The sequence below is a fragment of the Lujinxingia sediminis genome (assembly GCF_004005565.1).
GTDB classification, from domain to species: Bacteria; Myxococcota_A; Bradymonadia; order Bradymonadales; family Bradymonadaceae; genus Lujinxingia; species Lujinxingia sediminis.
Genome location: NZ_SADD01000001.1, coordinates 1,154,550 through 1,166,771, shown reverse-complemented (window position 1 = coordinate 1,166,771; position 12,222 = coordinate 1,154,550). Strand labels below are relative to the sequence as shown.

The following is a 12,222-nucleotide window of genomic DNA, read 5'->3' as shown; positions in this document are numbered from 1 at the left end:
TCGCCCCCGTTGTCCGACACCGATCTTGTTCAGCTTCACCTGGAATTCGCCGATGCCGAAGTAGCGCGCTACATCTACGGCCACCGCGATGCTTTCCTCAAACTCATTGAAACCCGCCTCGATGTTCGCATCGGCGCCCGCGGCACCGAGGCGCATATCGAAGGGGCGGCGAACGATGCCCGAGTCGCCGAGCGAGTGCTCCGCCAGCTCTACAGCCTGGGGCAACGCGGTCATCACTTGAGCGCGGTCGATGTGGGGCGCGCGATCGACCTCCTGGTTCGCGACCCGAAGATTAACCTGGTCGACATCTTCACCGACCGGGTCCTGGCGACCAAACATAACCAGATCATCTCGCCGAAGGGGCTGGCGCAGAAGGCGTACGTCGACGCTATCCGCAAGCATGACGTCGTGTTTGGCATCGGCCCGGCCGGCACCGGCAAGACCTACCTGGCGATGGCGATGGCGCTCTCGGCCTACTTCTCCAAAAGCGTCAAGCGCATCATCCTGACCCGCCCGGCGGTCGAGGCCGGCGAGAAACTTGGGTTCTTGCCGGGCGACCTCGCCGAGAAGGTCAACCCTTACCTGCGCCCCCTCTACGATGCGTTGCACGATATGGTGGAGCTTGAGAAGGCCGAGATGATGCTGGAGCGCGGCGTGGTCGAGGTGGCACCGCTCGCATTTATGCGCGGTCGAACGCTCAACGACGCGTTCATCATCTTCGACGAAGCGCAAAACGCGACCAATGCTCAGGTGAAGATGTTCTTGACCCGCATCGGCTTTAACTCACGTGCGGTAATCACCGGCGACATCACCCAGATCGATCTGCCTTCCAAGCGAATGAGCGGACTGGTCGAAGCGGAGCGCGTGCTCGATAACATCCCGGGTATCGCCTTCTGCCGCTTTTCCCAGCATGATGTGGTACGCCACCCCCTGGTGCAGAAGATCATCGATGCCTACGAACGCAACGCACAAGCCGAGTTCGACGGGGCGCGCGACCGGGCCACCTCCGAAGAGTCCTAGACCTCCCGGGACTGAGGGAGCCATTCATGGATGGGTGCGCGCGGCCCAACGCTGAGGCGTTGTCCCGGCTTCGCGCGCTGTGTTAGCTTCCCACCAGTGTATTCCGCCCGCAATCGCCGACGCACTGGGCCGCTGAGCCCTGGCGCCGGCACGTCCCGCACCCTCCATTCGTGCTATGTCTGACTCTCGCGACAAGAGCCTGCCCTTCGACGTCGACGACGCTGACCTCTTCTCCAGTGTGGCCGATGACCATGTGCTGAGTTCGGCACCGATCGCACCACCGGCCTCGTCTCACATGACGTCTCCCGCTCCGGCTCCAGCATCCACTCGCCGAGTTGGCCGCGCGCATCAGCCCGAAGCCTTCCTGGACATCGAATCGCCCGGGCGTTCGCCGCAGCGTGTTCGACTTCAGGGGCCTCGGTTTTTGCTCGGCGGAGAGCGCGCAGATCTTACGCTCGACGATCGCTTCGTCTCCCGCTGGCATGCCCAGCTCAGCCAGGAGCAAGGCGCCTGGGTGCTCGAAGATCTGGGCAGCCATAATGGCGTCTACCTGCGAATCGCTGACGAGTTCGTGATGGAGGATGGGGACGAGATCATTGTGGGCGCCCAGCGTCTGGCGTTTCGAACCGGCTGGGACGCAGGTCAAACGCAGACTGTGCCCACACTCGGAGCGCCAAAGCTGCCCACGGCTCCGCGCCTCGTAGAGTATGTCGAGGGAGGCCATATTCGGGGGATTTACCCTATCGTGGACTCCATGCTTATCGGGCGCGAGGGGGCCGACCTGAACTTCCCTCATGACGAGCTTCTCTCCTCGCCACACGCCAGTTTTGAGCGCCACGACGGGCAGTTTTATTTGCGCGATCTTATCAGCGAGTCTGGCACCTTTATTCGAATTCGTGGCGCCGTTGAGCTGATCGACGGCGATTGTTTTTGCGTCGGCCGCACGCGGCTGCAGGTTCGGTATCAGGGATGAACGATTGGAGTCGGGTTGGGGCGCTGCTGCTTATCGCCATGCAAGGGGCTCTCGGGTGCGCAAGCACACCGGGGGCGGCCGATACGTTTGCCATCACCATGCGCGTGCAGCCTGACGATCGCATCAGCGACAGTGCGGCGCTCACGCTGTTGGAGGACGGCACCTGGTCGATGCAGGCCGACCGCGGCGAGTCCTGGCGATGGGACTTTCAGGCCGGAGATGTCGCCCGGTTTGAAGGGGGAGAGCATGGTCATCTCTTCGTGGTGCTCGACGCACAGGAAGAGCACCTCCGCCTACAACGCCTCGACACCTGGCCTCTTCGAGGGGAGTTAAAAGGTCGCATCTCGCCAGTGTCCGAAGCAGATCTTCCCGAGCGCATGTGCCTGGGTGAAGGCCCTTTTGACGCCTCATCATGTGAGGGGCCTGTCGGGACGCGCTGGTCACTTTTTGACGTGGACGCGAGCGCGTCCCGCCTTCGGCTCAGCTCAGCAGACGACGGTGCCATGCACCTGCCTTACCGGCGACGTGCGATGGTCGATGTGGTGCATGAGAACGTTCAACTCGATGGTGATCCGGCAAAAGGAGCATGGCTGGCCATTGTCAGCGCCCCCCGGCGCGGTCGCTTCGCCGCTTCCCCCCGGATTGCGCTGAGCCCGAATTGCGATCTTCGAGATGATGAGCTTTCGACCGCCGCTCGCTTTGTCGCCACCGAAGAATGGCCTCCACCTCACTCTCCTCACCCCGTCGCCATGGAGGCCCGCGCCATCCTGAGCGGCGCCGATGCGATGGTGCGCTGTCCCTCCGCCGAGCATGCGCTGGTGGAGATGCCGGCGATCACGCGTCCGCTGATGGCAACCTACGACGATCGCCTGCTCGGCCCGCCCAACTTCGCGATGGAGCCCCAGCAGGTCAACATCATGCAGGTACGCGCCTGGAGCCTGGCGGCTGCCTTTGGTGCCGTCGGGGATTGGGAGTTGGCCGCGTTTTGGGCGGAGCGCGCGATCGCGCTCACGCCACTCGACACCAGGGCTGAGGCCCGTGCGTTACGCGTGATGGACATCCTCGCCACCGGCGGATCCCTGGAGGCCGCAATACGCCTTGCGCACCACGCCGGGCGCAACGTCTGGAACAGTGCCAATATCCCCGATCTTCTCGATGGTACGGCGATCATTCACGCCCAGCTCGGCCAGACCGACCTCTACCTCGATCAGACCGCCCGCAAGCAGGAGCTGGCCCAGAGCCGACGCGACGATGCACGACTGGCCTGGTACCGATGGGCCGAGCTTCGCACCGCTCATGCGGCTCGCAGCACCTCCGAAGGGCTTGCCTACCGCGAGTACGTCGTGGGCTTCGAAAGCGACGAACAACCGGACTGGGCTCTGGCCATCTGGGCGATGCTCGGCATGCACGGCCAATCGCTCCCCGGCGTGGAGTCCGCCGCTGAGCTGCGGCCCCGCTTCGATCGGGCGGGTGCGCTTGCGCTCTGGCACGCGATTTTTGAGCCCGACCTTAACGGGAGGTGTGACCCCTCAAACGTTGAGACCTGCACCGCTACCTCTTATGGCCTGCGCTCACGGGACCCGAACGAGCCTGATCTGCAGGAAACACTTGAAGCGATTCCCACCCTCGATCTTCGAACCAGCTTCGACGTCACCGGTGTGGAAGAGCTCGCCAGCGGCATCCAGGAGCCCGCATCACGCGCCAAACTCTGGATCGCGCTTCTCCCCCTTACCGACGGCCCCGGTTCAGCAGACGCGCTCCGGCGAGCCCTGGGGGCTGTTGCTGAGGTGATGAGCACTCCCGATCCCTCCTGCGAGCGCACCCGGGCGCTTCGCTGGCATTTTGCCAACGCGGCCCGGCGCGGCGACCGCCCGCTCCTCGGCCGCGAACGGCGCCAGTGGGTCGAGTTTGTCGCCTGGTGGGCAGACCAGGGAATCGAGACACTCTGCGAGAGTCCGGCCAGCTTTATGGAAGCGCTCCGCGCTCGCCCGACCAGCGCTCGGACGCTCAGCCGAGAGGCTCTTCTTCTTCTCGACGCCCGTTACCGGGCGGCCGGCCCCGAATCGCTGGAAGTCGAGGAACTCAGCGCCGCCTCCACGCTTGCCGGCAACCTTGGAGATGCCGACACCTGCGCCCGTTGGAGTCTGGCAACCTCCGTCGCGGCCGCGCGCCGAGGGCACATCCAGCTGGCTGGCGAACACCTGGTGAGCGCCACCAATTGCGCACCTCAAGCCCCCGATCTTCGGGCGGCTCGCGACCTGGTGGCTGCCTACATCGAGTTTGAGCGCAGCGCCGGCAAACGCGGCTTCAATCATCCCGATGCAGGCGAAAACCTGCGCGCACTTGCGCGCCTTGAGCCCGCGCCCGACACGTGCGTGGGGCTGGTTCCGCTGAATTTCGATCTCGATCATCACCTGCCGACCTCGCTGCATGAGCTTGCCGGGCGAATCGCCCTTGCCGATGTCAGCGGTGAGGCCTTCTCGGTGCTCACTGCCAGCCACCTGCTCTCAGAGGCACGGGCGAGCTTTACCGCCGGAGTCCGGGCCCTGGCACGGGGCGACGCGCTCAGCGCAGCCCGCTCACTCCAGACGGCTCGGCAGCATTTCGGCGCGTTGAGCCACCGGCCCGGAGGCGCGGCCATCACCTTCCTCGATGATCTCGTTTTCGGAGGCCACCTCCAGGCACTGGCCACAGCCGAAACTGAGGATCGCTCAGCCCTGCAATTGCCTGAAGCTCAAGCCCGGCTCCGCAACGGCGAAGCCGCCTTGTGGCTGAACACGCTCTCCACGGAGAGCCCGGAATTCGGCTCGGCCGCCCACCTCGCCGCATTGCTCATCGTCGGACGACGCGAAGATGCAGCTCTGCTCGCTGCTCAGCCCGGCGTGGAGCGCCCCGCCCTGCTCTGCGCACCGGAGGCCGCCGCGCCATGAGCCCGGTCTCCATGCCCGAAACGATCGCCGAGCGTTATGAGCTCATTGAGACGCTCGGACACGGCGGCATGGCGACGGTCTTTCGTGCATTCGACCGAACTCTGGCGCGTCAGGTCGCGATCAAACGTCTTCATCCGCACCTGGCAAGCATACCGGAGCACCGCGCGCGATTTGAGCGCGAAGCCCGCGCAGTCGCGCGCCTGGATCACCCGGGCATCGTCAAAATTTACGACTTCTCCTCGCCCGAATCCGACGACGCCTACATCGTCATGGAGCTCGTAGACGGCGAATCGCTCGCTGCACTCCTTGAGCGCTGCGGACCGCTGCCGCCGGAGTTCGCGGCAATCGTGATCGCCGAGACCCTCCAAGCGCTGGACCTGGCGCATCAGCACCAGATCATCCACCGGGATCTGAAACCCGAAAACATCATGCTGCGGGCAGACACCTCGGTCGTGATTCTGGACTTCGGGCTGGCCAACCTGCTCGACCAGGCCCGCATTACCCGCAGCGGAGCGCTGCTCGGGAGTCCCGCATTTATGGCACCGGAGCTTATGGAGGGGCACAGTGCCGATATCAAAAGCGATCTCTTCGCCATCGGTGCAACCTTCTACCGGCTCGTCACCGGCGATGACGCCTTTGAAGGCAACCATCCCGCGCAGATTCTTCGCGCCATTGAGCGCGGCGACCATACTCCCGCCCATCGACGCCAGCCCCGCGTCGGGCGTCGCTTCAGTCAGCTGATCAGCCGTTGGATGAGTGTTGCTCCCGAGAAGCGCCCCGCAAGTGCCATTGCCGCGCAGAACGAGCTTCAGGCGTTGGTCGATGTGACTCTGTGGCGCCAACACCTCAAGCAACACATCAACAAAAGCTCATGCAATCCTTTAGGGATCGATACGACACACGCGCTCGACGCGTTGATCTGCAACGGACTCATGCAGCGTGTGGACACGCTCAGCTCGCAGGGCGACACGTTGGCAGCCACCTACGAACTCGAACGTGTGCTTGCCTACCAACCCGACTCCCCCGAAGCGCTGACGAAGCTTTCTTTTCTCAACGCAAGAGCTCGACGGCCCCTCCGACCCGGGCTCAGGGCTCTGACTGGCGCCGCAGCACTCCTTGTTCTGGCTGTGACTGGAGGCGTGCTCTGGCTTGATGAACGCGCATCGGCCGCCGAAGGCGTGACCTCCTCTGCAGGGTTGCGGAAGCCCACTCCACGACTCGCCGAGACACGCCCCCACTCACAGACGCCGCCTTCGACGGCGCCCCGGTATTCGGTAGACGTTGGCCCGCTTGGCGCACACGTCGCAGTGGCGCTGGATGTGGCACGAGACGCAGCGAGCTCCTCTTCGGCCCGCCCCGCCCCCGCCGCAAGCATCGCCAGACGACCCGGCGCCGAACCCGCCGTTGCGACCACGCTTGCAGCATCAGAACTGGAGCATGCCCCGGACGCATCTGCCAGCACAGCCCCCCAGACCTTAAAGCAACGCTTCAGGGTTATCCCTGCTGCAGCCACCCTGAGCATTGATGGCAAACGCTACTCAGCCATCGAGGCGGCTCGGGGCATCGAACTCCCGGTCGGCCCCACTCTTATTGAGGCCACAAGCCCGGGGTGCGAAGCGCTGAGAACCTCGATCGACATTACCCGGGAGTCGAGCCAACGCGCGCAGCGCGTTGTTTTGAGCTGGCTGCCGGGCTACATTGAGCTTGTCACGGATCGCAACGCACTGGTCTGGCTCGATCAGCATTCCCGACCGGTCATGGTGAGCGCCAGCGGTGCCTCCGAGCCTCTTGCAGTTCCCTTTGGCAGAGCGGACGAAGCGCCTGCCCGACGTCAGGTGGAGCTGCGCGTGGCGAGCCACCACGACCTGACCCGAATCCTCTCGCGTACAGTGACCGTACGCCCCGGACAAACCACCTCCCTGGCACTCTCCCTTGGCGATACCGACCCACCACGCTGACCACACTACCTACGGTCGACGAGTTGCACTCTTTTCGGTGACGCTTGTGACGCTGCTGGGCCTCACTCTACCTGTCCGGGCTCAGGAGCTGCCCCACACCACACCTGAAGCGTTACTTGAAGAACCTCCATTAACAAAGGCCCTGGCCGCGCTTCAGCGTGCCGAATTCGAGCAGCTTCGTCCCCTGCTTTCCCCCTATATCGACACCGATGCATTTCGGGCACTTCCACCCCGGGATCGCGCGCAAGCAAGGTCATTGCTTGCGCTTGGCCTTTACTTCGAGAGCCAGACGCTGAGCGACGCCACACGCACGTCTGAGCTGATGGCCCACTCCCGAGCGCAGCTTCAGGTCGCACTTCTGGAGGATCCCGAGCACACGCTCGATCCCCTGGTATTCCCCGCTGACCTGATCGCATTGCAACGCACGCTGGCAACTCGCCTTCCTCTTCCTGGAAGCAGCTCGGCTACGCCCGACGCCTCATCATTGATCTACGTCGAGCGCCGTATCACACACCGTTCGCCATGGGTGACGCTCCTGCCGATGGGGGCCGGTCAGTTTCAGAACGGACATCCGATCCGCGGCTCCATCGTGGCAGCCACTCAGGTGCTCGGCCTGGCAGTCAACCTCATCGGCTTCTGGCAGGTGGAGTCGCTCCGAGACTCACGAGGCCTCATTCCGGCAGCGACCCACGAGGAGGCTCGCCGCTGGCAAAACCTGCAGTGGACCGGGCTGGCAGTCGCCGCGTTAAGCTGGGCGGTGGGCGCGGGCGAGTCGTTCTATCATTTTGAGGCCAAGGATGTAGCGCTTCGCACCCTGGAGTCGCCCCCTGCGGAGCTGCGCGACGTTTCCGATTAAAGATGCCGACCGGCCTGATTCATGTTCACTTATCTGACGTCATTTCCACTCTGTGACACGGTAACGTTATGGCTCTTCTTCGCGTCATCGGCAGCATCGAGCCGCGCATCTGGTTGTTGAGCGAACGCCTGACGACGGTGGGGAGCGCGCTGGCCAACGACATCTGCCTGCTCGGCTCCGATGTGGTCGAGCATCACGCCACGATTCAGCTCGACGCGAGCGCCTTCGTGCTGCGAACCACAGCTCGTAAGCACACTGTGATGATCAACGGCAAGAAGCGCCGCGAGCACACCCTTTGCCACGGCGATCGCCTGACCATCGGTGAGACTGAGCTGGAGTTCGTACTCCTTGAGACCCCGCTCAACGTCCTGGCCCCACGGGGCCCCCGCGGTCTGGAGCATCTGCGCGCCCTGGCTGCGCGCCTCTCAGGAACCCATAGCGTCACCGGGGTACTTGAGCACCTGCTCGACGCTGTGCTGGAGCTCAGCGAGGGGCAGAAGGGCTTTGTCATCCTGGCTCGCGATGGGCGATGGAGTGTCCCGGTGGCGCGCAGCGTCGACGCGACCGCCCTGGAGAACGCCCACCTCCACCTCTCAGACTCGATCATCGGCCATGCCATCGCCAGCCGCCGCCCGCTGATCATCGCCGATGTGCGCAACGAAGACGCGTTTGAAGGTGCCCAGTCCGTGGTCGATCTGGAGCTCTCCAGCGTGCTCTGCCTTCCGCTTTTCGCCCATGGTGAGCTGCTCGGCTTGATCTACGTGGGCGATGACCGCCCTACCGGATACTTCGCCGAGGTCGATCTGGAGCTTCTGCAGGTCTTTGCCTCATGGGCCAGCCTGATGATCGCCAGCGCGCTGCACGCCGATGCGCTTGAGCATGACCGCAACGCGCTGCGCGGCCGGTTGCGCAACCAACGTTTCGGTTCGGTGATTGGAGCCAGCAAGGCGATGCAGGCGATCTTTCAGGCTGTCGAGCGTGTCGCGCCAGCCTCGGTCAGCGTGCTGATCACCGGCGAAACCGGCACGGGCAAAGAACTTATCGCGCACGAGATTCATCGCCGCAGTCCACGGGCCGATGGCCCCTTCATCACGATCAACTGCGGCGCGATCCCGGAACATCTTCTCGAGAGCGAACTTTTCGGTCACGTACGAGGCGCGTTCACCGGCGCCACCGCCCGCCGGGACGGGAAGTTTCACGCCGCCCACCGCGGCACGCTCTTTCTCGATGAGATCGGCGAGATGCCTGCAGCGCTGCAGGTGAAGCTGTTGCGGGTGCTTCAGGAGCATTGCGTCACGCGCGTCGGCTCCAATACCCCGGAGGAGCTCGACTTTCGGGTGCTTGCGGCCACTCATGTCGATCTCCATGAAGCCGTTGCCAACAGGAGTTTTCGCGAGGATCTCTATTACCGCCTCAACGTGGTGGAGTTGCAGCTGCCGCCCCTACGCAAGCGAGGCGGCGATGTGATGCTACTGGCGAACTTCCTGATCGAGCGCCTGGCACCAGAGCTGGGCGTCCCGTCGCGTCCTCTCAGCGCGAGCTGTCGCGAGGCGTTGCGTCGCTACAACTGGCCTGGCAACGTGCGCCAGCTTGAGAATCGCATCAAACGCGCGTTAATCCTGGCCAGCGGTCCCGCGCTGACGCCCGCAGACCTGGAGCTCGAAGAGAGCGCGCTCCCACAACGTCGCTCGCTGGCCGAAGCCAAAGAGGCCTTCGCCCTGACCTATATCCTGGAGACTCTGGAGCGAAACGGAGGCAACCGCAGCCAGACCGCGCGCGATCTCGACGTCGATCCGCGCACAATTTTCCGATATCTGGAGAAGGCCTGACATCCATGTCCGAGCGTAAAGCCCCTCCAGGAAATGTTGATGTGAACGACGTGCACGACACGCCACGATGTCGTCCTTATGCGTCCGTGGCATGGGCTTTGCTACTCAGTGGCTGCGTTGGATCGCCGCTGCATGTGGAGGAAGCCCCCGTGAACCTGCCCCCCTTTATCGATCGCGACTTCGTCTCACCGGCCCTCGACGTGGTGCGTGTCGAGACGGCGCGCGAGATCACACTGGCGGCCGAAGGCCTCTTCGACCCGAATGAAGAAGACGCGCTTTACTATGTCTGGATGGGCGAACACAGCGGCCTGCTGGAGCAGGCCGAGGTCGTCGCAGTCCCGGGCGATCCCCGCCATCGCGAGATCTTTCACGTCTATGAGCGTGTGACCACACGCATCGATCCGTGCAGCGTACGCCTTCGGGACACAGACGATGAAACGATCTGGCTTATCGTGGCCGACCGGCGCTTTGTGCGCGTGACCGGCTCGGAGGTCGAAGTCGCCCCGGGCGGGTTCATGGTTTCGCATAGCTGGAAGCTGCGCTTTCGGCCCGGCCTGTGCACGGAGGTGCTGTGAAGACGATGCGTTCCCAGGCTTCCACGCTTCCCACCTGGATGTTTGTGAGCCTGCTTACAGGACTCTGCGCAGCGGCCTGTGGCCCCCGCGAGCCGGCTGAGCCCCAGGTTCCTGACGATGAGCAGACGGTGCTCTACGGTGAATGCCGAAGCGACGCAGAGTGCCCCCCGGAGCGGCGATGCGAGCTTGAGCTTTGCGTGGTGCCGGTCGCGGAGGCCACGCTGCGCTACGGGTTGACCATCCTGCCATCAAGCGCGTCGAACATCGCCCCGCAAAAGATCAGCGCCCAGGCCTGGCCGGTGAGCGGTACCTCGGTGGCGGTCGAAGAGCTCGTCACCCTCGAACTTCATGTCGAGGGGATCTCGCCGGAGCGCAGCGCCACCCTTGTGGCCATTCCCGAAGAGAGTTTCTCCGAAGCGCAGCCCCAGGGCAGCGTGATCGGGGGTCGCACCACCCTCCGGCTGGGACGCGGTGACTACGCGATCATCCTGGTCCCGGATGGCGGCGACTTGCCGCGCTACGATCTGGGCACGCTCTCGGTGGAGGAGGATGGTGCACGTACCCTTGATGTACCACCAACCTCCCAGCTCCGAGAGCTCCGCGGTCGCCTGGTCCGACGTTCCGGACTTCCGCTCGACCTCCTCGATCTTCCCGTGCAAGGCGCGCGGGTCATCGGCATCGACCCCGAATCTCGCCAGACCACCTCCACCGCGATCACCAATGGTCTTGGTGATTTTACGCTGCTCGCGCCGGACGACGCTCGTAGCTATGACCTTCGTGTCAGCCCGGCGCAGCCCGACGCACTGATCCCGCAGGCGACCTTTGAAGACGCGTTTGGCCCCGAGAGCGACTCGGGGCGCTTTCACCTGGGCAACTGGCTCATCGAGTTGCTTCAGCTGGAGGTCAGACTGCAGAGCGCGACGCACTTCGAGCCAGAAGATTGGTCAACCTATGCGATTGAGGCTCGAGCGCCCCTGGGCATCGGAGAGCTGCTGCTGCCCATCCCGGTCGATTCCGGGGGCCGAGCCCGCGCCCGGCTGCTCGCCGGGACGTATGCATTGCGGGTCCGTCCGCCGGCCGAGAGTGCCCTGGAAGCGACCACCATCGAGACGAACCTTCTCGAAGGCCTGAGCACGACGGTGGAACTCGATGCCCGACCTGAGCTCTCCGGTCGTGTCGTCGACAGTAGCGGCGCGCCGGTTGCGTCAGCGCGCCTTCGCATGGAGCCCCTCCAGAGGTCGGACTTCTCCCGAAGCATCGCGACGCTCGATGATGGCAGCTGGTCGGCACGACTTCCCGCCGGAGATTACCGCGTCACGATCGTACCTCCGGCAAATCTGGGGCAGCCGCGCCAGGTCGAAACCTTCAGCGCAAACGCCCAGAGCCCCACCCTGCTCTGGCGCCTGGCTGCCCCCACAATCGTTCGTGGACAGCTTGAGCATCCGCAGTACAGCACCGGCGCCATCACTGTACAGCTCACACACCCCGAAACTGGCGAGATCCTTGCCGAGGGCCGCACCGATACCAGCGGCCGCTACCAACTCATCGTACCGGCACCTGCGCTCGAAGAGCTGCGTTAGTCCATCTTAACTTCTGGATCTGGAGCCGTTTCAGACTCTCCCCGCCGAAGCTCACTGCGGGCGCTGCGCAACATCGAGAAGGCCACAGGCTCCTCACCCTTACAGCGGGTCACCCAGCGGCGATGGCGATTCTCCCAGGACGCGCTCAACGTCGTGAGGCGGCCGGCCTCCATCAAAAGCCCGGTGGCGCCCTGCCGGCAATCATGCTCCACCGAGGTGGCCCCGACCTGCTCTCCGGTAAATGGATCCCAGACTTGCCCGGAGCGAAGTCCGCTGAAAGCCCCGATGGTAATCGGTAAAAAGACCAGCACCGCAGTTCCGAAAAACAACACATAACCCAGTCGCCGCGCCTTACGCGTCACGCTCTGGAGGCGTTGCTCACGCGGACTCAACGCGGTCGAACTCGGCGGGGTCTTTTCGGCCATGGGCATCTCGTCGGATCGGAAGGAATGCACGCTTAACGATGCCTCTTCCATAAACGAAGGGCCGCTCAGGCGCAAT

Annotated in this window: 9 protein-coding genes; 8 read left to right on the top strand and 1 reads right to left on the bottom strand. The window is 64.1% G+C overall.

Annotated features, from left to right (window positions below; translation table 11 throughout):
- Positions 1-9 precede the first annotated feature (9 nt).
- From EA187_RS04790 to EA187_RS04755, 8 genes are all read left to right on the top strand, one after another.
- Positions 10-1,020, top strand: a complete 1,011-nt coding sequence (locus EA187_RS04790; protein ID WP_127779346.1) for a PhoH family protein — start codon at positions 10-12, stop codon at positions 1,018-1,020.
- Between the two features lie 175 nt (positions 1,021-1,195).
- Positions 1,196-1,993 (top strand): FHA domain-containing protein, encoded by a 798-nt coding sequence (locus EA187_RS04785; protein ID WP_127779345.1) that lies wholly within the window; start codon positions 1,196-1,198, stop codon positions 1,991-1,993.
- The gene (locus tag EA187_RS04780) at positions 1,990-4,923 is read left to right on the top strand and encodes a hypothetical protein (RefSeq protein ID WP_127779344.1); all 2,934 of its coding nucleotides are present in this window, start codon (positions 1,990-1,992) and stop codon (positions 4,921-4,923) included. Before EA187_RS04785 ends, EA187_RS04780 begins: the two co-directional genes overlap by 4 nt.
- Positions 4,924-4,934: 11 nt before the next feature.
- Positions 4,935-6,881 carry a serine/threonine-protein kinase gene (locus EA187_RS04775; protein ID WP_164855991.1) on the top strand — a complete coding sequence of 649 codons (1,947 nt, stop codon included), beginning with the start codon at positions 4,935-4,937 and terminating at the stop codon, positions 6,879-6,881.
- Positions 6,882-6,927: 46 nt separating this feature from the next.
- Entirely contained in the window at positions 6,928-7,737 is an 810-nt protein-coding gene (locus EA187_RS04770; RefSeq protein WP_127779342.1) for a hypothetical protein, read from the top strand.
- Positions 7,738-7,805: 68 nt separating this feature from the next.
- The gene (locus EA187_RS04765) at positions 7,806-9,566 is read left to right on the top strand and encodes a sigma 54-interacting transcriptional regulator (protein ID WP_127779341.1); all 1,761 of its coding nucleotides are present in this window, start codon (positions 7,806-7,808) and stop codon (positions 9,564-9,566) included.
- A 149-nt stretch (positions 9,567-9,715) separates the two neighbouring features.
- Positions 9,716-10,141, top strand: a complete 426-nt coding sequence (locus tag EA187_RS04760; protein ID WP_127779340.1) for a hypothetical protein — start codon at positions 9,716-9,718, stop codon at positions 10,139-10,141.
- Positions 10,142-10,146: 5 nt separating this feature from the next.
- Positions 10,147-11,721, top strand: a complete 1,575-nt coding sequence (locus tag EA187_RS04755) for a carboxypeptidase-like regulatory domain-containing protein (RefSeq protein ID WP_241250175.1) — start codon at positions 10,147-10,149, stop codon at positions 11,719-11,721.
- On the opposite strand, the gene EA187_RS04750 is transcribed toward EA187_RS04755, so the two are convergent.
- On the bottom strand, positions 11,718-12,146 hold the full coding sequence (locus EA187_RS04750) for a hypothetical protein (RefSeq protein WP_127779338.1): 429 nt from the start codon (positions 12,144-12,146) through the stop codon (positions 11,718-11,720). The genes EA187_RS04755 and EA187_RS04750 overlap by 4 nt on opposite strands.
- Positions 12,147-12,222 lie beyond the last annotated feature (76 nt).

Bases quoted from the DNA above. Each gene is read 5' to 3' on its own strand.
- EA187_RS04785 (WP_127779345.1), top strand. From the start codon at position 1,196: ATGTCTGACTCTCGCGACAAGAGCCTGCCCTTCGACGTCGACGACGCT.
- EA187_RS04780 (WP_127779344.1), top strand. From the start codon at position 1,990: ATGAACGATTGGAGTCGGGTTGGGGCGCTGCTGCTTATCGCCATGCAA.
- EA187_RS04775 (WP_164855991.1), top strand. From the start codon at position 4,935: ATGCCCGAAACGATCGCCGAGCGTTATGAGCTCATTGAGACGCTCGGA.
- EA187_RS04765 (WP_127779341.1), top strand. From the start codon at position 7,806: ATGGCTCTTCTTCGCGTCATCGGCAGCATCGAGCCGCGCATCTGGTTG.
- EA187_RS04755 (WP_241250175.1), top strand. From the start codon at position 10,147: ATGCGTTCCCAGGCTTCCACGCTTCCCACCTGGATGTTTGTGAGCCTG.
- EA187_RS04750 (WP_127779338.1), bottom strand. From the start codon at position 12,146: ATGGCCGAAAAGACCCCGCCGAGTTCGACCGCGTTGAGTCCGCGTGAG.